The 21,628-nt window shown below is 67.1% G+C and carries 21 protein-coding genes; 7 read left to right on the plus strand and 14 right to left on the minus strand.

The window, feature by feature from the left end; genetic code table 11:
* Positions 1 to 11: 11 nt before the first annotated feature.
* The 8 genes from WJU27_RS12240 to WJU27_RS12275 form a co-directional block, all read right to left on the minus strand.
* Positions 12 to 299: an MSMEG_0570 family nitrogen starvation response protein gene (locus WJU27_RS12240; RefSeq protein ID WP_020163453.1), complete on the minus strand. Its 288-nt coding sequence runs from the start codon at positions 297 to 299 to the stop codon at positions 12 to 14.
* Between the two features lie 9 nt (positions 300 to 308).
* Complete coding sequence (locus tag WJU27_RS12245; protein ID WP_341422300.1) at positions 309 to 1,490, minus strand: MSMEG_0565 family glycosyltransferase; 1,182 nt, start codon at positions 1,488 to 1,490, stop codon at positions 309 to 311.
* Complete coding sequence (locus WJU27_RS12250) at positions 1,483 to 2,493, minus strand: sll0787 family AIR synthase-like protein (RefSeq protein ID WP_341422301.1); 1,011 nt, start codon at positions 2,491 to 2,493, stop codon at positions 1,483 to 1,485. Before WJU27_RS12250 ends, WJU27_RS12245 begins: the two co-directional genes overlap by 8 nt.
* Positions 2,490 to 3,065, minus strand: a complete 576-nt coding sequence (locus WJU27_RS12255) for an MSMEG_0567/Sll0786 family nitrogen starvation N-acetyltransferase (protein WP_020163450.1) — start codon at positions 3,063 to 3,065, stop codon at positions 2,490 to 2,492. The genes WJU27_RS12250 and WJU27_RS12255 overlap by 4 nt, the downstream gene beginning before the upstream one ends.
* Positions 3,052 to 4,188, minus strand: coding sequence for an MSMEG_0568 family radical SAM protein (locus tag WJU27_RS12260; protein WP_341422302.1), 1,137 nt, complete (start codon positions 4,186 to 4,188; stop codon positions 3,052 to 3,054). The genes WJU27_RS12255 and WJU27_RS12260 overlap by 14 nt, the downstream gene beginning before the upstream one ends.
* Positions 4,109 to 5,146: a Nit6803 family nitrilase gene (locus WJU27_RS12265; protein ID WP_341422303.1), complete on the minus strand. Its 1,038-nt coding sequence runs from the start codon at positions 5,144 to 5,146 to the stop codon at positions 4,109 to 4,111. The genes WJU27_RS12260 and WJU27_RS12265 overlap by 80 nt, the downstream gene beginning before the upstream one ends.
* Before the next feature lie 247 nt (positions 5,147 to 5,393).
* Positions 5,394 to 5,876: an MSMEG_0572/Sll0783 family nitrogen starvation response protein gene (locus WJU27_RS12270; protein WP_019919598.1), complete on the minus strand. Its 483-nt coding sequence runs from the start codon at positions 5,874 to 5,876 to the stop codon at positions 5,394 to 5,396.
* A gap of 342 nt (positions 5,877 to 6,218) precedes the next feature.
* Positions 6,219 to 6,422, minus strand: coding sequence for a heavy-metal-associated domain-containing protein (locus WJU27_RS12275; RefSeq protein WP_019919599.1), 204 nt, complete (start codon positions 6,420 to 6,422; stop codon positions 6,219 to 6,221).
* 85 nt (positions 6,423 to 6,507) lie between these two features.
* Here WJU27_RS12275 and WJU27_RS12280 point away from each other — a divergent pair, with 85 nt between their 5' ends.
* Together WJU27_RS12280 and WJU27_RS12285 are read left to right on the plus strand one after the other, a co-directional pair.
* Positions 6,508 to 7,749: an MgtC/SapB family protein gene (locus WJU27_RS12280; protein WP_341422304.1), complete on the plus strand. Its 1,242-nt coding sequence runs from the start codon at positions 6,508 to 6,510 to the stop codon at positions 7,747 to 7,749.
* A 245-nt stretch (positions 7,750 to 7,994) separates the two neighbouring features.
* Positions 7,995 to 9,836, plus strand: a complete 1,842-nt coding sequence (locus WJU27_RS12285; RefSeq protein WP_341422305.1) for an ABCB family ABC transporter ATP-binding protein/permease — start codon at positions 7,995 to 7,997, stop codon at positions 9,834 to 9,836.
* 55 nt (positions 9,837 to 9,891) lie between these two features.
* Here the strand turns inward: WJU27_RS12285 and xdp1 are convergent, their stop codons facing one another.
* The 4 genes from xdp1 to WJU27_RS12305 all read right to left on the minus strand — a co-directional run bounded on the left by xdp1 (position 9,892) and on the right by WJU27_RS12305 (position 15,270).
* Positions 9,892 to 10,668 (minus strand): exosortase-dependent surface protein XDP1, encoded by a 777-nt coding sequence (gene xdp1 / locus WJU27_RS12290; protein ID WP_020163445.1) that lies wholly within the window; start codon positions 10,666 to 10,668, stop codon positions 9,892 to 9,894.
* A 139-nt stretch (positions 10,669 to 10,807) separates the two neighbouring features.
* Entirely contained in the window at positions 10,808 to 13,615 is a 2,808-nt protein-coding gene (prsT, locus tag WJU27_RS12295; protein WP_020163444.1) for an XrtA/PEP-CTERM system TPR-repeat protein PrsT, read from the minus strand.
* A 93-nt stretch (positions 13,616 to 13,708) separates the two neighbouring features.
* Complete coding sequence (locus WJU27_RS12300) at positions 13,709 to 14,278, minus strand: alkaline phosphatase PhoX (protein ID WP_341422306.1); 570 nt, start codon at positions 14,276 to 14,278, stop codon at positions 13,709 to 13,711.
* 68 nt (positions 14,279 to 14,346) lie between these two features.
* Positions 14,347 to 15,270 (minus strand): CysB family HTH-type transcriptional regulator, encoded by a 924-nt coding sequence (locus tag WJU27_RS12305; protein WP_020163442.1) that lies wholly within the window; start codon positions 15,268 to 15,270, stop codon positions 14,347 to 14,349.
* 109 nt (positions 15,271 to 15,379) lie between these two features.
* Here WJU27_RS12305 and WJU27_RS12310 point away from each other — a divergent pair, with 109 nt between their 5' ends.
* The 5 genes from WJU27_RS12310 to cobA are packed head-to-tail and all read left to right on the plus strand — an operon-like array spanning position 15,380 to position 20,022.
* Complete coding sequence (locus tag WJU27_RS12310; protein ID WP_341422307.1) at positions 15,380 to 16,165, plus strand: sulfite exporter TauE/SafE family protein; 786 nt, start codon at positions 15,380 to 15,382, stop codon at positions 16,163 to 16,165.
* A 55-nt stretch (positions 16,166 to 16,220) separates the two neighbouring features.
* A complete protein-coding gene (locus tag WJU27_RS12315; RefSeq protein ID WP_020163440.1) occupies positions 16,221 to 17,903 on the plus strand; it encodes a nitrite/sulfite reductase in 1,683 nt (560 codons plus the stop codon).
* Positions 17,896 to 18,510: a DUF934 domain-containing protein gene (locus tag WJU27_RS12320; protein WP_020163439.1), complete on the plus strand. Its 615-nt coding sequence runs from the start codon at positions 17,896 to 17,898 to the stop codon at positions 18,508 to 18,510. Before WJU27_RS12315 ends, WJU27_RS12320 begins: the two co-directional genes overlap by 8 nt.
* On the plus strand, positions 18,507 to 19,235 hold the full coding sequence (locus WJU27_RS12325; RefSeq protein ID WP_341422308.1) for a phosphoadenylyl-sulfate reductase: 729 nt from the start codon (positions 18,507 to 18,509) through the stop codon (positions 19,233 to 19,235). Before WJU27_RS12320 ends, WJU27_RS12325 begins: the two co-directional genes overlap by 4 nt.
* Positions 19,219 to 20,022, plus strand: coding sequence for a uroporphyrinogen-III C-methyltransferase (gene cobA, locus WJU27_RS12330; RefSeq protein WP_341422309.1), 804 nt, complete (start codon positions 19,219 to 19,221; stop codon positions 20,020 to 20,022). The genes WJU27_RS12325 and cobA overlap by 17 nt, the downstream gene beginning before the upstream one ends.
* Before the next feature lie 107 nt (positions 20,023 to 20,129).
* Here cobA and rplQ read toward each other — a convergent pair whose 3' ends face one another.
* Complete coding sequence (rplQ, locus tag WJU27_RS12335) at positions 20,130 to 20,522, minus strand: 50S ribosomal protein L17 (RefSeq protein ID WP_020647632.1); 393 nt, start codon at positions 20,520 to 20,522, stop codon at positions 20,130 to 20,132.
* An 86-nt stretch (positions 20,523 to 20,608) separates the two neighbouring features.
* On the minus strand, positions 20,609 to 21,586 hold the full coding sequence (locus WJU27_RS12340; RefSeq protein WP_024300631.1) for a DNA-directed RNA polymerase subunit alpha: 978 nt from the start codon (positions 21,584 to 21,586) through the stop codon (positions 20,609 to 20,611).
* Positions 21,587 to 21,628: the final 42 nt, after the last annotated feature.

Below are 21,628 nucleotides of genomic sequence, written 5' to 3' on the forward strand. Positions count from 1 at the left end.
CCTTGCGACGGTCATTCATCGAAACTGACCAGTTCGATGTGGGTGTGCGGGTCGTCGCCCCAGCGGGCGGCAAGCTGTTCGAGATCGGCCAGCTGGTCCATCGCGGCCGAACAGGCGAAGCCGTACTTCGCGCGCACCCGCTCGGAGGCGATATGCAGCGCTTCGCGCGCCGAAGCCATGAAGTCGGGCAGCGGATAGCGGGCGCCCGGCGCGAAATAGTCCTTGATCACGAGCGACGGCGAGTAGCAGCGGGTTTCGGTTGCGTCCGGCCAGCGGACGGTGAAGTGCATGGCGGGCATGTAAGGTCCTCAGACGGTTTCGGGTTGGCGCGCCGGTGCGATGCACAGCGCGCGGTACAGGTCGGCGTGGCGGGCGGCGCTGGCCGCCCAGCTGTAGCGGTGGCACACCGCCGGCGGTGTGCGCAGCAGCGCGGCGCGGGCCGGATCGAGCGCCTGCTGCATCGCCCGAGCGATAGAGGCGGTATCGAGCGGGTCGGCCCAGCTCGCGGTGTCGTCGTCGAGGTATTCGGTGAAGGGAGCGAGGCGCGAGGCGACCACCGGCGTGCCGCTGGCCAGCGCCTCCAGCACCACCAGGCCGAAGCCTTCGCGCGTCGACGCCATCACCAGCACGTCGGCGAGACGGAACAGCGACGGCATGTCGGCGTCGTCGAGCACGCCGGTGATGACGACGTCGCCGCCTACCCCCTCGCGCAGGCCGCTGTCGCGCAGGTCGTCGCGGAAGGCGTGCACGTAGTCGGCGTGGTCGAGCAGGCTGGCGCCACCGGTGATCAGCAGCTGCGCCTGCGGCAACGCCGGCCTGAGCAGCGCGAAAGCCTGCAGCACGCGACGCGTGTTCTTGCGCGCCTCGACGCCACCAACGGCAACGAACACCGGACCGCCGCGCAAGCCGAGGCGCTGCGCCAGCGCTCTGTCATGCGCATCCGGTCTGCGCGAATAGCGCGTCAGATCGACGCCGTTGTTCACGCAGTGCGCCTGCACGCCCAGTTCGTCCTGCAGACGCTGCTGCCACAGCCGGCTCACGCACAGCACGCCGCGCGCAGCCAGCACGCCGCGCGTCTGCCAGGCTGCGAGCTGCGGATCGGCGAAGGGGTCGAGGTGATGCACGGTGCGCACGAAGCCGGCGATCAGACCGCGCTGCTGCAGCGTCGCGAGCGCGTTGGCGCCGAGGCCGTCCTGCGCGTGCAGCACGTCGAACCGGCTCCGTTCGAGGCGCAGCGCGAGGTGAGCGACGAAGGCGGCAATGCGCGAGCGCGCCATGTCGACGACGTCCCCCGAGGCCGACCCGACCGGCACCCGCTCGAAGCGGCAGTCGATGCTGCGGAACAGACGCTGCCCGTCGACGGCCGGCGCGAACACGGTCACGTCGTGCCCCTGCGCATGGAGTGCCTGCGCCAGTTCCACCGTATGCACGACGCCGCCGCGCGGATTGACCGAGTGCGTCAGCAGACCGATGCGCAGCGACTCAGACATCGATGGTCTCCCGCGGTGCGCGGATGAAGGGCTGATCCTTCACGTTCCACAGCAGCGCCCGCTCGCCGCGCTGGGTCAGCCATACCTCGGGCGAGGCGGTGACGCGGCCGATGCGCGCTGCCGCGATGCCGCGCGCGGCGAAGCGTTCGAGCACGCGCAGCCGCTGCTGCGGGCGCACCGACAGCACATAGCCGAAGCTGGGGAAGGACAACAGCCAGCGCAGCAGCGGCACGCCCTCCGGGCGCGGCACGGTGTCGAGGTCGATCTGCGCGCCCACACCCGAGCATTCGAGCAGCATCAGCGCGCTGCCGATGGCGCCGGCCATGCTCACGTCCTTGCCGGCGTCACACAGGCCGTCTTCGGCCAGGCGCGGCAGGATTTCGATGTCGCCGCGCAGCCGCTCGGCCGGCGCGCGGGTGGACGCATTCCAGTACGGATACGGCTCCTCGAAGGCGCCGCGCAGGTCGACCGCGAGAATGAGATCGTCGTCCGGCTGCGCGTCGAAGCTGGTGATGAGCTTGCGCGCGCGGCCCAGCACCGCGACCGCCAGCTGGCCGCGCGCCGCGCGGTGGTTGCTGTGGCCGCCGACGATGGGCACGCCGTAGCGCGCCGACGCCGCGGCAAGGCCGTCGAGCACCGGCTCGGAACTGTCGGCACCGTCGCTCCACAGCGCATCGACCACCGCGATCGGCCGGCCGCCCATCGCGCAGATGTCGCTCACATTGACCATGAGGCCGCAATAGCCGGCGAACCACGGCATGCGGGCGACGAACTCCTCGACCAGACCTTCGATCGCGAACAGCAGCCAGCCTTCGCCTGACGGATCGGGAATGGCGGCGCAGTCGTCACCGACCGCTACCGCTTGCGCCATATCGGCGACGCCGCCGGGTAACGCGCGACCGAGCACCGTCATCACGTCCGAAATGTCGCGCTTGTGCGCGAAGCCCGGGCTGCCGCGCAGCGCGTCGGTCAGTTCGGCGAGCGACATGGCCGGCTGCGTCATGCCGGCGCTCCGGCGCTGCGCGCGACGAAGCCGGTGTAGACGTCGTAGCACGGCGGGTAGTGATCGAGCTGCGCCTGCATCAGCCAGTGCGGCCGGCCGTGCAACGTTTCCGCCTGCAGCGGCGTCCAGTGCAGGCGGCGGAACAGCGGCAGGTTCTGCGCCTGCACGTGCGCGAGGAAGGTGTGGCAGCCGCGTGCATGCGCACTGGTCACCGCGAGGCGGATCAGCGTGGCGCCGAGCCGGCCCTGGCTGCGGAAGGCCGGATGCACGGCAAGGCGCGAACCCCACCACAGGCCGGGGTCGCTCGCGCGGTCCTCGTGGATGCGCACGGTGCCGACCACCTGGTCCGGCATGCCGCCAACGCAGGCGAGCGCGACGATGATCTGCGCGTGATCGTCGATGGCATCGCGGTCGTCGCCCGGGAACACGCCCTGTTCGACGCAGAACACGGCGCGGCGCAGCCGCATCGCCTGGTCGTGTTCCCAGTCGCCGTGCGCCCACTTGATGCGGAACTCGCAGGGCGCGAAGCGCGGTGCGAGTTCGCACAGATCCTTCGCGTCAGCCGACAGCATGGGCAGCCTCCGCGCGTTCGAACGAGGACAGCGATGAGCAGGCGCCGCACTTGCCGCAACCGGCCTTGATGTCGGCCGAACGCAGGCCGGCTGCCGACACCATTTCGCCGAGCGGCGCCAGTATCGAGCGCATGAATTCGGGCGACGGCGCTGGATGGTCTTCCAGCGGCGTGCCGCTGATCGGCACGAAGGGCACGACGAAGGGATAGACGCCGAGCGCGACCAGTTGCGCGCTCATGTCGAGAATGGCTTCCTTCGTATCGCCGAGGCCGGCCAGGATGTAGCTGCTCACCTGGCCGCGGCCGAACACCTCGACCGCCGCGGCGAACGCCTCCATGTAGCGGGCGAGCGGTACGGTGGCCTTGCCCGGCATGATCTGTTCGCGCAGCGCCGGCGTCACCACTTCGAGGTGCATGCCCAGCGTGTCGATGCCGGCCGCCTTCATCCGCGCAAACCAGCGGTCGTCGTCCGGCGGTTCGCACTGGCCCTGTATCGGCAGGTCCACCGCGGCGCGCACCGCGAACGCCGAATCGCACAGCACCTGCGCGCCGCGGTCGGGCGTGGCCGGCGTGCCGGTGGTCATGACCATGTGCTTGATGCCGTCGAGCAGTACCGCGGCGCGTGCCACTTCGGCCAGCTGTTGCGGTGTCTTGTGCGCGATGGTGCGGCCGGCCGCCAGCGACTGGCCGATCGAACAGAATTTGCAGGCCTTGCGCCGGCTTTCGTAACGGATGCAGGTCTGCAGCACCGTGGTCGCCAGCACGTCGGCGCCATGCAGCGTCGCGATGTGCGAATACGGAATGCCGTCCAAGGTCTGCAGCGCGTAGAAGCGCGGCTGCTTCGGAAAGCTGGCCAGCGCGATCGGAATGTGGCCGCGGCGTATCTGCACGCGGCCGTCGGCGTCCGGTGCGTCGGCGGTGAAGGGCGACTCGAAGGCGCTGCCGGTATGCACCGGCACCATGATGGTGACGCCATCCACCGTGACCGCCTTGTGGTCGGACGGCCCGGCGCCGCCGCGGCGACTCGGCGCGCCGGCCTTCGGATCAGCCAGCCGCAAGCCGTACGACTGCAGCTCCGTCATCAGTTGCCGGCTGGAGGCGTCGGGTGTCGTGATCGTGCTCATCGGCAGTGCTCCGGAGTGAGGTGTCGTGCAGGGCGACCGTCGTCGTGGCCGGCCGGTCGTTGATGGCGAGGCTCAGCAGTTCCGGCCGCGCGTAGTGGCCGACCGAATCCATCATGCGTTTGCGCTTGGTCACCAGCGCCATGTCGAGATCGGCCACCACCATGCCTTCGCCCTCGGTCAGCGGCGGCGCTAGATGCACGCCTTCGGGCGACACGATGGCGGTGTGGCAGCCACCGCGCAGCGCGCGCTGCAGGCCTGGGTCGGGCGTGATGGACTGGATCTGTTCGTCGCTGAGCCAGCCAGTGGAATTGATGACGAAGCAGCCGGATTCGAGCGCGTGGTGGCGGATGGTCACTTCCATCTGGTCGGCGAAGATCTGGCCGACCATCGATCCCGGAAACTGGGCGCAGTGGATTTCTTCGTGCTGGGTCATCAGCGCGTAGCGCGCCAGCGGGTTGTAGTGCTCCCAGCAGGCGAGCGCGCCGAGCCGGCCGATGGCCGTATCGACCACCTTCAGCCCGGCGGCGTCGCCCTGCCCCCACACCATGCGCTCGTGATAGGTCGGCGTGATCTTGCGACGCTTCAGCGCGAGGCGGCCGTCGGCGTCGAACACCAGCTGCGTGTTGTACAGGCTGCCGTGGTCGCGCTCGTTCACGCCCAGCACCACGACGATGCGACGCGCCTTCGCGCGCTCGGCCACCGCCTGCGTGACCGGGCCCGGCACCGTCACCGCCCGTTCGTAAAGCTTCAGGTGGTCGGCGCCCATGCGCACCGCCGGCTGCACGAAAGAGAAGTAGGGGTAGTAGGGCACGAAGGTTTCGGGAAACACGGCCAGCTGAGCGCCGCGATCCGCTGCCTCGTCGATCGCCGCCAGCACGCGCGCCAGCGTGCCGTCGGCGGATTCGAGATCGGGCGCGATCTGGATCGCCGCGGCGCGGACGACGCGGGAGGCGCTCATGACCGGCCCCCGGCGCCAGCGGTCACGCAGGCGCGGGTCGAGGACGTTGCGCCACCCCACGGCCAGCGGCCCGGCGCCGGGGACGCTGCACCCGGGGTCGACATCGCTGCCGCCGGTCCACCTGCCGCGCATCCCCAGGGCCAAGCCGCGCCCGCCGGAGCGAGCGCCGGCGACCCGGCGCGACCCGGCGCGAGCGGCAGCACGCCGCAGGCATGCCGCGCGCCGAAGAAGGAGCGGGCACCCATGATCAGAGCGTCCAGGTATCGAGGATGAAGGCGTTGTCCTTGCGATGCAGCAGGATCAGATCCAGCACGTCGAGCGGATTGATCGGACGGATGCCTTCGATCAGCGAGCCCTCGCCGTGGCCATACAGCGCCTGCAGCGCGAAACGGCACGCATAGACCTTGCCGCCTTCCTCGATGAACTTCTCGATCTGCTTGTTGAAGTTCTGGTGGCCGGGGAAGGCTTCGTCGCCCAGCGTCGGAAAGCCGCGCTTCACGCCCAGCGTGACGCCCGGGCCGTACAGCAGCACCGAGGTATCGAAACCCTTGCGCTTCAGACGCGTGGCCTGCAGCAGATTGACGAAGCCGATCGAGCCTTCGAAAGCGACTGTGTGAAAGGTGACCAGGGCCTTTTCGCCGGGCTCGGCCTTCACGTCCTCGAACACCTTCTCTTCGTAATCGACGAGGAATTCGCCCTTCTCGTTGGCGGGGCGGGTGACTTTGGGCATGGCAATCTCCGGTGGTGGTATGCGATCAGGAAAGCGGCGCCCGGAACATGCTTGTCCTTCAGGCGCTCGCCCTTCCCTTCGCATGCGCCGTGCCACCGGCGCCCGGATGAGTGCGATCAATATGCGATCAATGGATGCACACGCCGCCTTGCGGCCGCATGCACCCCGCACGAGGGTGTAAAAACCCTTTTCAAAGCATGGATTTAGAGGCCCGTCCGCGCACCGGAATGAAGCATGCGGATGCGATCAATGCACCCGATCATTGGCGATCTTCGGGCAGCGCACGAGGCGCGGCAATTACGCGGAAGGCATGAAACGACGGCGAAAAGGCCGTCCAGCGCGCTACTTCAGCGCATAGCCCTCGTCCTCCAGCACCTGCCGGATGTCGGCCTCGCTGACCAGCGGGCTGTGTTCGACGCTGACGGTGCCGGTCGCCAGCGCGACCTCGACCATGTTGATGCCCGGCAGCTCGTGGATCACGTTGGTGATTTCATGGACGCAGTCCTCGCTTTCGAGGCCATCTACGGTGATCAAGGTGGTGTGCATGGGCAGGGTCTCCGCTTCATTGGGCGGCCGGAGTCCGGCGCGCCGTCGGGTAAGGTAATGGTATGAGCACATTCCATCCTCCGCCATGCCTGCCGACATCGATCCGCGCCTGACCGGGCTTGCCGCCGCACTGGGCATCGGCCTGCTGATCGGCATCGAACGCGAACGTCGCAAGGGCGAGGGCCCTGCGCGTGCGGCCGCCGGGCTGCGTACCTTCACACTGGCCTCGCTGCTTGGCGCGCTTGCCATGCTGCTCGGCGGCGGCGCAACACTGGCCGTGCTGGCCGCCGTGGTCGGTGCGCTGGCCATCGTGTCCTATCGCCGCTCGCGTGACGACGACCCGGGCCTCACCACCGAAATCGCGCTGGTGCTCACCTTCATGCTCGGTGCGCTGGCCATGCACGACGCGCGACTGGCGACCGGCATCGGGGTGCTGGTCGCCATCGCGCTGGCCGCGCGCAGCCAGCTGCACCGCTTCGTCGTGCGCGTGCTGTCGGAACAGGAGGTGCATGACGGCCTGCTGCTGGCCGCTGCCGCGCTGGTCATCCTGCCGCTGGTGCCGGACCGCGCGGTCGATCCGCTGGGAGCCATCAACCCGCGCACGCTGTGGAAACTGGCGGTGCTGATGATGGCGATCAACGCCTGCGGCCACATCGCACTGCGCGCCGCCGGACCGGCACTCGGCCTCAGCTTCGCCGGCTTCGCTTCGGGCTTCGTGTCGAGTACCGCCACCATTGCCGCCATGGGTGCGGAGGCGCGGCGCAACCCGGCGCTGCGCGCCGGCGCGGTGTCGGGCGCCGTGCTGTCGTCGCTGGCGACCGTGGTCTATCTCGCGCTGCTGCTGGCGGCGACCAGTCCGGCCGTGCTGCGTGCGATGGCTGCGCCGCTGCTGGCGGCCGGCGTCGCCGCCGCGGCCTACGGCCTGCTGATCGCACTGCGCAGCGTGCGCACGCACGACGGCGATACGCCGCCACCCGGCCGTCCCTTCAACCCGCGACTGGCGCTGCTGTTCGCCGCCACGATGGGCGCACTGTTACTGCTGACCGCCTTCCTGACCGACCGCTATGGCACCGGCGGCGCAGGCATCGCAGCCGCGCTGGCCGGCTTCGCCGACGCGCACTCGGCCTCGGCGGCGGTGGCCGCATTGCAGGCGTCGGGACGCATCGCGGCCGAGCAGGCCGTGCTGCCCATCCTGGCCGCGTTCACCACCAATGCGTGCAGCAAGCTCATCGTCGCGGTCACCACCGGCGATCGCGGCTTCGCCCTGCAGGTCGTGCCCGGCGTACTGCTATCGGTCGGCGCCGCATGGCTGACTGTGCTGATCTGACGGCTGGCGGCACACGCTGTTCGACGCTTCCGAGTGATGTCTGCGCATCCCCGCGATCCGCACGGCAGCGAGCCCCTTATGGGAACGGTCTCCCACGCGCAAGGCGGCCCGTGGCCCGGTAAGGCCTGTCGTTCACGCGCCGTGGCCGCAGTCAGAGGTCCCGCCCCTGCACGGAAGGCACGCCCCGGGCCCGCGCCGGCAGCGATAGCGCTGGCACCCGGCCCGGCAGCCCGTAGAATCCGCGCATGAGACGATCCGCCACCGCCCCCCTGCCCGCCGCGACCGTGCCGGGCGCCCGCCGCCGCGATTCCGAAACCATCCGCAACCTGCTGCCTTACCTCTGGGCCTACAAATGGCGCGTGCTGATCGCGCTTGCCTGTCTGGTGCTGGCCAAGGGCTCGAACGTCGCGGTGCCACTGGTGTTCAAGCAGATCATCGACGCGCTGGCGCCGGCCGCCGCGAGCAGCCGTGCGGCGCTCGAGGCGGCACCGCTGCTGGTGCCGCTGGGCCTGCTGGCCGCCTACGGCGCGCTGCGCTTCTCCACCTCGATGCTGACCGAGCTGCGCGAAATCGTGTTCTCGCGCGTCACCCAGCAGGCGGTGCGGCGCATTTCGCTGCAGGTGTTCCGCCATCTGCACGCGCTGTCGCTGCGCTTTCACCTCGAGCGCCAGACCGGCGGCCTGACGCGCGACATCGAGCGCGGCACGCGCGCGATCGGCTCGCTGATCAGCTACACGCTGTACTCCATCCTGCCGACGCTGGTCGAGATCGGGCTGGTGCTGAGCATCCTCGCGGTGAAGTACGAAGCGAGCTTCGCGCTGATCACCTTCGTCACGCTGGCGCTCTACATCACCTTCACCGTCACCGTGACCAACTGGCGCACGACGATACGGCGCGAGGCGAACGAACTGGATTCGGCCGCCAATACGCGGGCGATCGACAGCCTGCTCAATTACGAGACGGTGAAGTATTTCAACAACGAGGAATTCGAGGCGCGCCGCTACGACGAACAGCTCATTCGCTGGCAGCGGGCGCAGGAGCGCAGCCAGGTGTCGCTGTCCTGGCTCAACATGGGCCAGGCCTTCATCATCGCCATCGGCGTCACGCTGATGATGTGGCGCGCCACGGTCGGCGTCGCCGAGGGCCGCATGACGCTCGGCGACATCGTGCTGGTCAATGCCTTCATGATCCAGCTCTACATTCCGCTGAACTTCCTCGGCGTGCTGTACCGGGAGATCCGCCAGTCGCTGACCGACATCGAGCGCATGTTCGCGCTGATGGAAACGCACCGCGAAGTCGCTGACGCACCGGACGCACTGACGCTGGCCGACGGTCCATGCGAGGTACGCTTCCAGCAGGTGAATTTCAGCTACGAGCCGGCGCGGCAGATCCTGCACGACGTCGATTTCACGATACCGGCCGGCCATCGCGTTGCCGTCGTGGGCCACTCGGGCTCCGGCAAATCGACGCTGGCCCGACTGCTCTACCGCTTCTACGACGTGGCCGAAGGCAGCGGTCGCATCACGATCAACGGCACCGACATCCGCCAGCTCACCCAGGACAGCCTGCGCGGAGCGATCGGCATCGTTCCGCAGGATACGGTGCTGTTCAACGACAGCATCCACTACAACATCCAGTACGGCCGGGTCACGGCGTCCGCCGCCGAGGTCGAGGCCGCCAGCCGTGCCGCGCAACTGCACGACTTCGTGCAGAAGCTGCCGGACGGCTACGCGACCAAGGTGGGTGAGCGCGGGCTGAAGCTGTCGGGCGGCGAAAAGCAGCGTGTCGCCATCGCCCGCGCGCTGCTGAAGAATCCGCCGATACTCATTTTCGACGAAGCCACGTCGGCGCTCGATTCGAAAACCGAGCAGGCGATCCAGGGCCAGCTCGAACAGGTGGCACGCGGCCACACGACACTCATCATTGCGCACCGGCTATCGACCATCATGGACGCCGACCAGATTCTGGTGATGGACGCCGGCCGCATCATCGAGCGCGGCAGTCACAGCGAACTGCTGGCGCTGGATGGCGCCTACGCTCAGATGTGGGCCCTGCAGGCGCAGGAAGAGGACGGCACCACGCTCTGAGCGAGGGCAAAAAAAACCGCGCCGAAGCGCGGTTTTCAGATGCGGGGAGATCCGCTCAGGCTGCCTTGCGGCGGCGCACGGCGATCATGCCTGCCAGTGCGGTGCCGATCAGCGCCAGTGAAGCCGGTTCCGGAACGGCCGGCGGCGGCGTGGTCGGCTTGGTCGTTGCGGTCACGCCGGCCAGCTTTATGTAGTCCTTGTAGTCCGACGACGAACCCGGCGTCACCAGCCAGTAACGCGAATAGGTGCCGTTGGTCGTGCTGCGCGGGTCGCTGTTGCCGGTGAAATCGCCGATCTTGGTCCAGCCGGTCAGCGTCGAGAAGGTCTTGCCCATCACCGTGGTGTTGATATCGGCCACGGAGGCACCGGTATATGCATACACCGTGATGTCCGAATCGCCGCTGAACCAGCCGATGTCGACCAGGTTGAGGTTCATTTCCGAACCGAAGGAGAACAGCATGCCTTCCATCGCGCCTTCGTTGTCCATGGCGTGGTCCGGGTTGGTCGCGTAACCGGAGCTGTTCACCTCGTCGTTCCATGTCGAATCACGGCTCGTCATGCCCAGACCGCTGCTTCCCTGGTAGGTCAGGTAGGCGCGCTCGATGGTCGAACCCGACGCGGTGTTGGCGAAGCCCTGGATGTTCACCGACTGGCTTGCGCCGTTGGTGTAGGTCATCGACGAGTACTCGGAGATGTTGGAGCCGAAACCACTGGCGCCGACGTGCGAGGTAGCGGTCGAGGTGAACGACCAGCTGTACTGCGCCGCCGAGGCCGCACCGGCAAAACCCGCGATCATCACGGCGCCGATTGCATTGATCAGTTTCTTGTTCATTGTCTTTCCTTGGTCAGAAGGGGACATCTCTGTCTTGACACCTTCTTAGCAATTTTGGGGCCAGAAGCAATTAGTCTTTTAAAAACAACAACATGAAGACTGTGAAAATGTGTGCTGTAAATAATTTCGACAAGATGTTTCATCGTCCACCGAGTTCGCTGCGAAGCGCCTTGGCCTGGTCGGCATCCGGGAAGGTTCGTCCCGGCTGCAGCGCGGCGTCCAGCTCCTGCAGGGCCTCTGCCTTCCGGCCCGTCTTCGCCAGCACCCAGGCGAGGTGATAGCGGATTTCCGGGTTCTGCGGACTGCGCAACCGCGCCTCGCGCAAATGCTTGAGGGCGGCGTCGGTCTGCCCCTTCTGCGCCAGTATCCAGCCCAGCGTATCGAGCACCAGCGGGTCTGCCGGCGCCAGTTTGAACGCGCGTTCGGCCGTAGCTTGCGCTGCCGCGTCCTTGGTCTGCCACTGCAGATTGGCGAGGTTGTTGAGCACCGGCGCCGATTCCCCGCCCGTTTTCAGCACGGCTTCGAGCGTGGCCTTTGCCTCGCGCAGCATCCCGGCGTCGGTCTGCGCCTGCGACAGCAGCAGCTTGAATGCGAGATCGCGCGGACGCTCCTTCACCAGCGCCTCCACCGCCGCCCTCCCCTGGGCGGTGTTGCCGGCGCGACGATGCGCTTCGTACAGTCCGCCAGCCAGTTCGACACTGCCGCCCTTGCCGAGGCCGTTCCGGTAGTGGGTGATCGCGTTCTGCCACTGGCCGCGCGCCATCGCGACATCGCCTGCCAGCCGGTACACCTCGGCGGGCGCGGTCGGTGACTTGAGCAGTTCCTGCGCACGCGCCTCCGCCTTGTCGAGCTGCCCCTCGGCCAGCATCTGCTCTCCCTGCATGATGCGCGCCGGCAGATACCCAGGATCGCCCTGCAGGGCCTTCTCCAGGCTGTACGTGGCCCCGCCCGGATTGCCGGCCATGCGCTGCAGCTGGGCGATGCGGTACTGGGCCGACGGGTCGAAATCGGCAACCCGGGTCATCGAGGTCAGCGTGGCACGCGCGCCGGCCGCGTCGCCGCGCGCCAGCTGCACACGGGCCAGCGCCGCCTGGATGGCCAGATAGCCCGGCTGTCCCTGGCTGACCCCCTTGGCTGCCTCCAGCGCCTTGTCCGACGCACCGGTCTGCAGATAGAGCTCGATCAGTGCGACATGACCTTCGACATGGTTGCGGTGCTTGTCGTGCAGGGTTTCGAGGCCGCGCAGTGCGTCCGCAGTGCGCCCGGTCGCGGCGTCGAGCATGGCCTTCTCGTAAAGCGCCGAGGCGCTGTTAGGCTTTTCCTTGATCAACGCATCAAGGCGCGCGCGTGCCTGATCTGGCTTGCCTTCGGCGACTTCGAGCTTGGCCAGGTTCAGCTTGACGCTGTCGAAATTGCGGTCGGCGGCAAGCGCCTTGTCGTAGGCCTTGCGTGCGCCGGCGAAGTCGCCGGCCGCCGCACGCGACACCCCGAGCAGGTTCAGCGCCGCCAGATTGTCAGGCTCGCGCTTGACCACCGCTTCCATCAGTTCGACCGCCTTGCGCGGCTGGCTGTCGCGCAGCGCAACGAGCGCCAGCGCCGTGCTGGCGCGCGCCTGACCAGGATCCTGTTTCAGTACGTTGCGCAGTTGCTCGATGCCGAGCGCTGTCTGCTTCGCGTCGATCAGGCTCAATCCGAGCGAGGTCTGGGTCTGCGACGATGCGCCGAGCTTTGCCGCCTGCTCCAGCAGTTCGGTCGCCTGCTGGTGGCGCTTGAGGCGGCTGTAGGCGCTGGCCATCAGCGTCAATGCCTCGGGATCACGCGCACCGCTTGCCGTACGCATCAGCGGTTCGAGCGTCGACACGGCCGCGGCTGCTTCACCCATCGCGATCTGCAGCGACGCCAGGGGCTTGCGTGCCGCCATCTGCGACGGGAAGAAGCGGATGTGCAGCTCGAAATACTCCTTGGCCTTGACCGCCCCACCGAGGCTGAGATGCGACAGGCCGGCGATCAGCGCCAGATGGGAGCGGCTGGTCAGCACGGAACGCGGCAAAGGATCAATCAGACCAACCACCTCGCCGAGCAGCTTGCGCGCCGCCGCACGGTCGCCTTCCGATTCGGCGATCACCGCGCGCAGATAGGCCGAGCGCGGTTCGTTCACGTCGACTTTGGACAAGGTCAGCAAGGACTGCTTGGCCTCCGGCATGCGCCCGAGATCCATCAGCACCGAGCTGCGACCGAGCAAGGCCTCGCTGTTGTCGGGGGCCAGCTGCAGCGCGCGGTCGTAGTGCGACAGCGCCACCGGCAGTTGTGCGGTCGCGTAGGCAACGGCGGCACGCATGCCCCAGGCGTCGGAGTCATTTGGGGCCAGCGTGGTCGCCTGTTCGGCGAGCGTGGCCGCCTCGGCCGGGCGACCGGCCTGAAGCGCGATGCGCGACTCCATCACGACCGCCGATGCGGATGCCGGATTCAGCGCACGCGCCTCGCGCACTGTCGACAAGGCCTGCGGATACTGACCCAGTTCCAGATGCGCCTTGGCGCGCAGCACGATCACTTCGTAACGGATGCCGGGCGGCAGATCGTCCGGCGACAGCGTGTCGATCACTTCCTTCTGGCGGCCGGTCGACACCAGCAGGTTTGCCAGCGGAACGATGTACTCGGCACGCGACACGCCACGCTGACGCGCCTCGTTCAGCGCGACCTCGGCCGCCGCGTAGTCGCCCTTGCGCAGCGCGGCACGTCCCATGAGCATGTGCGCGGCGAGGAAGCCGGGGTCGGCCTTCAGTGCGTTCTTGAGCTGGATGATGGCGCCGGCGTCGTCCTTGCGTTCGAAGCGGACCAGGGCGTCCTCGTAGTAGCGGCTGGCTCCGTCGGCCGCCTGCAGCGGTCCGGCGCCAAGGATGCCGACTGCACACAGCGCTGCAACGAGGGAAGAGCGGAAGCGAGTCATGGGCGGCTGTCAATGTGAACAGACGCCGGAGTATAGGCCGCAGCCCGCAGCCACCGCCCGCGACCGCGTCACGGGGAGCCGTGCGCAGGCCTGTCAGCCGGCGACAGGCTGCGTATCGTGGCGAGTGCGGTCCGGCGAAAGCAGCACGGCGGTCGTGTCGCCGCACAGCGCGGCCCCCTGCCAGGCAAAGCTGAGACTGGCCGCATCGCCCAGCGCCTCGCGCCAGACCAGCGCCGCCCCGGCGCGATCGCACAGAAGGAGCTGACCACCGTCTGCGCGCGCCTGCACGCAGAACAGCGCGTCGATGCGGCTGGCGCCCGCCCGACGGGCAGCATCGGCGGGGCGCGCCAGCACGTCGGCCACGTTCAGCTGTGCGTCCCACAGCAGAAAGCCCTGGCGCGCCGGCACCAGTGGCAACCAGCGCCCGTGGCCGGCTTCGCCCAGTCGTGCGACGTAGAGCGCGCCGTGCTGCAGTGCACCGCCATCCGGCAGCGGGCCGATGAACTTGTAGACGTGCTCGGGCTGAGCCGCTTCGGTCAGATAGAGCACCTGACGGCTGTCCTTTGCACGCAGCGGCACGCTGGCGAGATAGGCGACACCGGCCAGTTCGGCCAGCCGGCGGGTCGGGTCAAGTTTCAGGGGATGCAGGGGCGCCACGCTCATGGTCGGATTCTGAGTGGAAACAATTCCGACACTGTCGCCCGGCGAGGTTACCGGCCGATGAAAGGCGCTCACCCGCGCCCAAGCGCCTTGTCGACCACATCACGGGTGAGCGAGGCGGCGAAGGCCTCGATGAAGGCATAGGTGTAGCCGCGCAGCCAGGCGTTGCGGTGCAGACCGATGCGTGTGGTGCTCGATTCGAAGAGGTGGGCGCAGTCGACCGCGCGCAAGCCACGGTCCTGCTCCGGATCGAACGCCATCTGCGCAACGATGCCGACGCCGAGGCCCAGCGCCACATAGGTCTTGATGATGTCGGCGTCGATGGCGCTCAGCGCCACGCGCGGTGTCAGCCCGCGCTCGGCGAAGGTCTGGTTCACACGCGATCCGCCGGTGAAGGAAAAGTCGTAGGTGATGAGCGGCCAGGCGGCGATCGCTTCCAGCGTCAGCGGTTTCACGTCGAGCAGCGGATGACCGGGTGGCGCGATCAGGCAACGGTTCCACTGGTAACAGGGCAGGCCGACCAGCTGTTCGTAGTCGTCGATCGCTTCGGTCGCGATCGCCAGATCTGCGGCGCCGGACAGCACGAATTCACAGCACTGCGTCGGATTGCCCTGGTGAAGTTCTATCTGTACCCCCGGGTGAGCCCGCAGGAACTCCGACAGCACGCGCGGCAACACGTAGCGCGCCTGCGTGTGGGTGGTGGCGATCGACAGCCGGCCGAGGTCGCCGCTCGCATACTCGTCACCGACCTGACGCAGCGCGCCAACGTCGCGCAGCATGCGGCGAGCGATCGTGACCACCTCCTCGCCGGGTCGGGTGATCGCCACCAGTCGCTTGCCCTGGCGCACGAACACATCGACGCCAAGTTCCTCCTCCAGCAGGCTGATCTGCCGTGACACGCCGGACTGCGAGGTGTGCAACGCGCGCGCTGCCTCGGACACGTTCAGATTGCGCTGGGCGACTTCGGCGACGTAACGCAGCTGTTGCAAATTCATGCCCCACCCCGATTAGCACTGGAAGTCATTTCAATCTTACTTCAAAGCATTTCCAATTATCTTCGAAGGCCGCTACCCTCGGTCGCCTTAAAGTGCAGAAAGTGCATTCATGGATTTCGGTTATTCGGTCGCGGGCTTTTTCGTCGGCGCCATCGTCGGTCTGACCGGCGTCGGCGGCGGCTCGCTGATGACGCCGCTGCTGGTGCTGCTGTTCGGCATCCACCCCGCGGTGGCGGTCGGCACCGATCTGCTGTACGCAGCCATGACCAAGGCCGGCGGCGCGGTCGTGCATGGTCGCAACGGAACGGTGGATTGGCGCATCGTCGCCGCGCTGGGTACCGGCAGTGTGCCGGCGGCGGCGCTGACGCTGTGGTGGTTATCGACGCATTCCGGCTCGGCCTATGGCAGCCAGTCGCTGATCAGCGGTACGCTCGGCGTGGCGCTTGTTCTGACTGCGTGCGCGCTACTTTTCCGAGCCCGTCTGCAGGCTCTGGCCGAGCGGCCGGGCATAGGCGAATTCCGCGAACGCCATCTGCGTTCGCTGACCATCACCACCGGCGCAGTGCTGGGCCTGCTGGTGACGATCTCTTCGGTCGGCGCCGGCGCACTTGGCACGGCGGCACTGGTGTTTCTCTATCCGCGGCTTTCTGCGGTGCGCATCGTCGGCAGCGACATTGCGCACGCCGTGCCGCTGACTCTGGTGGCCGGCATGGGCCACTGGTGGCTGGGCAATGTCGACTGGATGCTGCTCGGCGCGCTGCTGGTCGGTTCGCTGCCCGGCATCGCGCTCGGCAGCCAGATCGCGGCGCGCATGCCCGAACGATTTCTGCGTCCGCTGCTGGCCAGCATGCTGTTCGGCATCGGCGGAAAACTGAGCCTGAACCTTCTAGGCTGAAAGAGGGCAACGGGTAGTCCGGCATGGGTCGGACACCCATGACTGGACCACCCTTATGTATCGCTACGACGATTACGACCGCGCGCTGGTGATCGAGCGCGTCGCCCAGTATCGCGACCAGTTGCAACGCAATCTGGCCGGCGAACTGTCGGAAGACGAATTCCGCCCGCTGCGTCTGCAGAACGGTCTCTACATCCAGCGCCACGCGCCGATGCTGCGCATCGCCGTGCCCTACGGCATGCTGTCCAGCGTGCAACTGCGCAAGCTGGCCGACATCGCCCGCCGCTACGACCGCGGCTACGGTCACTTCACGACGCGCCAGAACATGCAGCTGAACTGGCCGAAGCTGGAAGACACCGCCGACATCCTGGCCGAACTGGCGACGGTCGAAATGCACGCCATCCAGACCTCGGGCAACTGCATCCGCAACATCACGACCGACCCCTTCGCTGGCGTGGCGCCGGACGAGATCGTCGATCCGCGTCCGTACTGCGAAGTGCTGCGCCAGTGGTCGACCTTCCATCCGGAATTCGCCTTCCTGCCGCGCAAGTTCAAGATCGCCGTCAGCGGCACGCTGGAAGACCGCGCCGTGACCTATGCGCACGACGTCGGCCTGCAGCTCTACCGCGACGACAAGGGCGACGTGCTGGTGCGCGTCATCGTCGGCGGCGGCATGGGTCGCACGCCTATCCTCGGCAGCGTCATTCACGACGCCCTGCCCTGGCCGCACCTGCCGACCTATCTCGACGCCGTGCTGCGCGTCTACAACCGCTACGGACGCCGCGACAACGCCTACAAGGCGCGCATCAAGATCCTGGTCAAGGCGATCGGCGCCGAGGAGTTCGCGCGTCAGGTCAATGAGGAATGGCAGCTCGAGCGCGACGGCATCGCGACCGTCACCGAAGCCGAACTCGATCTGGCCCGCGCCGCTTTCTCGGACCCCGACGCTCCCGCCCGCCCGGCGCGCGATGCCGCCTTCGACGCGCACCTCGCCGAAGACCGCGCCTTCGCCCGCTGGGTGTCGCGCTGCGTGCGTGCGCACAAGCGTCCGGGCTACCGCTCGGTCACGCTGTCGCTGAAGCCGCACGGCGTCGCACCGGGCGACATCACGTCGGAGCAGATGGAAGCCGTCGCCGATCTCGCCGACCGCTACAGCTTCGGCGAGCTGCGGGTGACGCACGAACAGAACCTGGTGCTGGCCGACGTCGCACTGGCCGACCTGTACGACCTGTGGCAAGGCGCGCGCGCGCACGGACTGGCGACGCCCAACATCGGTCTGCTGACCGACATGATCTGCTGCCCGGGCGGCGACTTCTGCTCGCTGGCGAACGCGAAGTCCATCCCGATCGCGCAGGCCATCCAGGCCGAGTTCGACGATCTGGACTACCTGTACGACATCGGCGACCTGGAGCTGAACATTTCCGGCTGCATGAATTCCTGTGGTCACCACCACGTCGGCCACATCGGCATTCTCGGCGTCGACAAGGCCGGTTCCGAGTGGTACCAAGTGTCGATCGGCGGCGCCCAGGGCAACACCACGTCGCTCGGCGACGTGATCGGCCCGTCGTTCGCGGCCGACGAAGTGCCGGGCGTGGTCAAGAAGCTCATCGAAACCTATGTCGAGGCGCGCACGCCGGAAGAGCGCTTCCTCGACACCGTACGCCGCCTCGGCATCGCCCCGTTCAAGGCGCGTGTCTACGGCGAAACTGCAAAGAAGGCCGAGGTGGCTCATGGCTGACCTGATCCGCGGCAACGCGCTCGCACAGAACGAATGGACCTGGGTGAAACTGCCGGAGTCGACCGAACCGGTGCGCAAGGCCGCCGGCAAGGTGGTCATGTTCAAGCTGACCGGTGAGCCGGCCGCGCCCGAAGACGTGGTCGCCGCCTGTGAAGTGCCGGCAGGCAAGGTGATGATTCCGCTGACCGTGTGGCTGCGCCGTCGTGAAGAGCTTGCGGCACGCGTTGCCGCCGGTGAGATCGCGGTCTGGCTGGACAGCCACGAGGAACCGGCCGAACTGGCAGAAAGCCTCGACGGCGATCTGAACCGGCTGCCGCTGATCGGCGTGAACTTCCCCAAGTTCATCGACGGCCGCGGCTTCTCGATCGCTTTCATCCTGCGCACCCGTTACGGCTACCGCAACGAATTGCGCGCGCTGGGCGATGTGCTGCGCGACCAGATGTTCTTCTTCCGTCGTACCGGCTTCGACGCCTACCTGCTGCGCGCCGACCAGAAGCCGGAGCGCTGCATCGCTGCGCTGAACGACTTCACCACGCCCTACCAGACCTCCACCGACGGCATCACGCCGGTGTTCCGTCGGCGCATCGGGCAGAAGGCGATCGCATGAAGAACCCGCTGATCCATCCGAACATCACCGACGCGATGCGCGCGACGGTGGCGCAGAAGACCGCGGCGGCGACCGAACTGCTGAAACAGGCCGCTGCCGAGTTCCAGCCCATCGGCTTCGCCAGCAGCATGGGCGCGGAAGACATGGTGCTGACCGACCTGATCCAGCGCAACGCGCTCGAGATCGAGATCTTCACGCTGGATACCGGCCGTCTGCCCGCGGAAACCTACGACCTGATGGCGAAGGCGGAACAGCACTACGGTGCGCGCCCGGTCACCTTCTTTCCGCGTCACGAAGCGGTTGAAGAGTACGTGCGCAAGCACGGCATCAACGCCTTCTACGACTCGGTGGACCTGCGCAAGGCCTGCTGTGCGATGCGCAAGGTCGAGCCGCTGAAGCGCGCGCTGGCCGGCAAGAAGGCCTGGATCACCGGCATGCGGGCCCAGCAGTCCGCGACGCGGAGCGCACTGCCGACGCGCGAGTTCGACGAAGGTCACGGCATCGAGAAGTTCAATCCGCTGTCCGACTGGACCGAGCGCGAGGTATGGGTCTACATCCATACGCACGAAGTCCCATACAACGAACTGCACGAGCGCTTCTTCCCGAGCATCGGCTGCCAGCCCTGTACCCGCGCAATTTCGCCGGGCGAGGACATTCGCGCCGGACGCTGGTGGTGGGAGAACCCGGAAAGCAAGGAGTGCGGTCTCCATGTCAAGGCCGGCTGAACACCGCTCCCCCGGCAAGGTCTGGCTGGTCGGCGCCGGTCCGGGCGCCGTAGACCTGCTGACCGTGCGCGCGGTCCGGCTGCTCGCCGAGGCCGAGGTCGTGCTGCACGACGCGCTGATCGGCGACGACGTGCTGTCGCTCGCACCTCAGGCCAAGCACATCGCTGTCGGCAAGCGTTGCGGCAAGCATTCCACCGCTCAGCGCTTCATCAACCAGAAGCTCATCCACGCCGCGCGCACGCATGCCCGGGTAGTGCGTCTCAAGGGCGGCGATCCGATGCTGTTCGGTCGCGCTCAGGAAGAGATGGATGCGCTGGCCGCGGCGGGTATCGAGTACGAGGTTGTTCCGGGCATCACAGCGGCCAGCGCCGCCAGCGCGCAGCTCCGCGTATCGCTGACGCGTCGGGGCATCGCACGCAGTGTTGCGCTGCTGACGCCGCGTGCCGGCGAGGGCGAACACCCCTCTCAGGCGCTGCGCGCCAATGCCGACACACCGACGCTGGCGCTTTACATGGCCTCGCACGAATCGATGGCGATTGCACGGGAGCTGATGAGCTACGGGCGCGACCCGGGCACTCCGGTAGCACTGATCGAGAATGCGAGTCACCCGGCATCGCGCGAGGCCTTCACGACGCTGCAGGGGCTTTCGGAACAACCAATCGGCGCCTTGCTGGGCACAGCGGGAACACCCGAGGGGCCGGTGCTCGTGATGCTCGGCGAAGTATTCCGTGAAGTACTGCAGCAGCACACGCCCCTCTGGCAGGACAACAGCGCCAGCGCGGCCTGACGTCGCAACCCCAACGCACACTCTCCACTGCGCGAGAGTGTGCGAGGGACGCCCAAACAAAAAGCCCCGCATCGCGGGGCTTTTTGTTTGATACCGATGGAACTCGCTTACTCGGCGACTTCAACCGGCTCCGCACTCTCATCCGGGCGATCCATCAGCTGGACGAATGCCATCGGCGCATTGTCGCCGACGCGGAAGCCCATCTTAAGGATGCTCAGGTAACCGCCATTGCGGTTAGCGTAGCGGGGGCCGAGCACGTCGAAGATCTTGCACACGACTTCGCGATCACGCAGACGCGAGAAGGCGAGGCGGCGGTTCGACAGGTTCGGCGTCTTGCCGAGGTTGATTAGCGGCTCGACGACGCGGCGCAGTTCCTTGGCCTTCGGAACCGTGGTCTTGATGGCCTCGTGGCGCAGCAGCGACACGGCCATGTTGCGGAACATCGCTTCGCGATGCGAGCTGGTGCGGTTAAGCTTTCTGAGACCGTTACGATGACGCATGATGACTCCGTATAAATTATGCGGCCACCGCGGGTCAGGCAAGTGGCCGGTTCATCTTGTATCCGGCGCGGTGCGCCGGTACGGTGTTATGCCCGATCGAGGCCGGCGGGCGGCCAGTTCTCGAGCTTCATGCCCAGCGTGAGACCACGCGAGGCAAGCACTTCCTTGATTTCGTTCAGCGACTTGCGACCCAGGTTCGGGGTCTTCAGCAGCTCGTTCTCGGTACGCTGGATCAGATCGCCGATGTAATAGATGTTCTCGGCCTTCAAACAGTTGGCCGAACGCACCGTCAGCTCCAGGTCATCGACCGGGCGCAGCAGGATCGGATCGATCACCGCCGGCTTGCGCTGCTCGACGGCCGGCGCCGTACCTTCCAGCTCGGCGAACACCGACAGCTGATCAACCAGGACGCGGGCAGCGTAGCGCACCGCCTCTTCCGGCTCGACAGCACCGTTGGTTTCGACATCCATCACCAGACGATCGAGGTCGGTACGCTGTTCGACGCGCGCCGACTCAACCGAATAGCTCACGCGGCGAACCGGGCTGAAGCTCGCATCGAGAACGATGTGACCGATCGCCTTGTTCTCCGAAGAGCTCTGACGAACGGTACCCGGCACGTAACCACGGCCCTGTTCGATCTTGAACTGGAGATCAAGCTTGCCACCCGGCGCAACGTGAGCGATCACGTGTTCCGGGTTGACGATCTCGACATCGTGCGTGACTTCGATATCGCCAGCCGTCACCACGCCTTCGCCGTTACGCGACAGGCGCAGATAAGCCTCGGACCGGTTGTGCAGCTTCAGCACGACACCCTTCAAATTCAGCAGGATGTCGACCACGTCTTCACGCACGCCGTCCAGCGTCGAGTACTCGTGCAGAACGCCTTCGATCTGCACTTCGGTCGGCGCGTAGCCGGGCATCGACGACAGGAGAATGCGACGGAGCGCGTTGCCCAGCGTGTGCCCGAACCCGCGTTCGAACGGCTCCATCACAACGCGTGCGTGAGCCGGGGAAAGATTTTGTACGTCAATGATTCGCGGTTTCAAGAGAGCATTGCTTTGCATCTGCAGTCCTCAGTGACGTCAGCAGGCTGATCGCACCAGCGA

Origin of the sequence: Methyloversatilis sp. NSM2 (genome assembly GCF_038066675.1) — a bacterium.
In the GTDB taxonomy this organism is placed as follows: domain Bacteria; phylum Pseudomonadota; class Gammaproteobacteria; order Burkholderiales; family Rhodocyclaceae; genus Methyloversatilis; species Methyloversatilis discipulorum_A.

Bases quoted from the DNA above. Each gene is read 5' to 3' on its own strand.
- WJU27_RS12315 (WP_020163440.1), top strand. From the start codon at position 16,221: ATGTATCGCTACGACGATTACGACCGCGCGCTGGTGATCGAGCGCGTC.
- WJU27_RS12320 (WP_020163439.1), top strand. From the start codon at position 17,896: ATGGCTGACCTGATCCGCGGCAACGCGCTCGCACAGAACGAATGGACC.
- WJU27_RS12245 (WP_341422300.1), bottom strand. From the start codon at position 1,490: ATGTCTGAGTCGCTGCGCATCGGTCTGCTGACGCACTCGGTCAATCCG.
- prsT (WP_020163444.1), bottom strand. From the start codon at position 13,615: ATGACTCGCTTCCGCTCTTCCCTCGTTGCAGCGCTGTGTGCAGTCGGC.
- xdp1 (WP_020163445.1), bottom strand. From the start codon at position 10,668: ATGAACAAGAAACTGATCAATGCAATCGGCGCCGTGATGATCGCGGGT.
- WJU27_RS12280 (WP_341422304.1), top strand. From the start codon at position 6,508: ATGCCTGCCGACATCGATCCGCGCCTGACCGGGCTTGCCGCCGCACTG.
- rplQ (WP_020647632.1), bottom strand. From the start codon at position 20,522: ATGCGTCATCGTAACGGTCTCAGAAAGCTTAACCGCACCAGCTCGCAT.
- WJU27_RS12270 (WP_019919598.1), bottom strand. From the start codon at position 5,876: ATGCCCAAAGTCACCCGCCCCGCCAACGAGAAGGGCGAATTCCTCGTC.
- cobA (WP_341422309.1), top strand. From the start codon at position 19,219: ATGTCAAGGCCGGCTGAACACCGCTCCCCCGGCAAGGTCTGGCTGGTC.
- WJU27_RS12325 (WP_341422308.1), top strand. From the start codon at position 18,507: ATGAAGAACCCGCTGATCCATCCGAACATCACCGACGCGATGCGCGCG.
- WJU27_RS12305 (WP_020163442.1), bottom strand. From the start codon at position 15,270: ATGAATTTGCAACAGCTGCGTTACGTCGCCGAAGTCGCCCAGCGCAAT.
- WJU27_RS12265 (WP_341422303.1), bottom strand. From the start codon at position 5,146: ATGAGCGCCTCCCGCGTCGTCCGCGCCGCGGCGATCCAGATCGCGCCC.
- WJU27_RS12285 (WP_341422305.1), top strand. From the start codon at position 7,995: ATGAGACGATCCGCCACCGCCCCCCTGCCCGCCGCGACCGTGCCGGGC.
- WJU27_RS12340 (WP_024300631.1), bottom strand. From the start codon at position 21,586: ATGCAAAGCAATGCTCTCTTGAAACCGCGAATCATTGACGTACAAAAT.
- WJU27_RS12275 (WP_019919599.1), bottom strand. From the start codon at position 6,422: ATGCACACCACCTTGATCACCGTAGATGGCCTCGAAAGCGAGGACTGC.
- WJU27_RS12310 (WP_341422307.1), top strand. From the start codon at position 15,380: ATGGATTTCGGTTATTCGGTCGCGGGCTTTTTCGTCGGCGCCATCGTC.
- WJU27_RS12250 (WP_341422301.1), bottom strand. From the start codon at position 2,493: ATGACGCAGCCGGCCATGTCGCTCGCCGAACTGACCGACGCGCTGCGC.
- WJU27_RS12255 (WP_020163450.1), bottom strand. From the start codon at position 3,065: ATGCTGTCGGCTGACGCGAAGGATCTGTGCGAACTCGCACCGCGCTTC.
- WJU27_RS12300 (WP_341422306.1), bottom strand. From the start codon at position 14,278: ATGAGCGTGGCGCCCCTGCATCCCCTGAAACTTGACCCGACCCGCCGG.
- WJU27_RS12240 (WP_020163453.1), bottom strand. From the start codon at position 299: ATGCCCGCCATGCACTTCACCGTCCGCTGGCCGGACGCAACCGAAACC.
- WJU27_RS12260 (WP_341422302.1), bottom strand. From the start codon at position 4,188: ATGAGCACGATCACGACACCCGACGCCTCCAGCCGGCAACTGATGACG.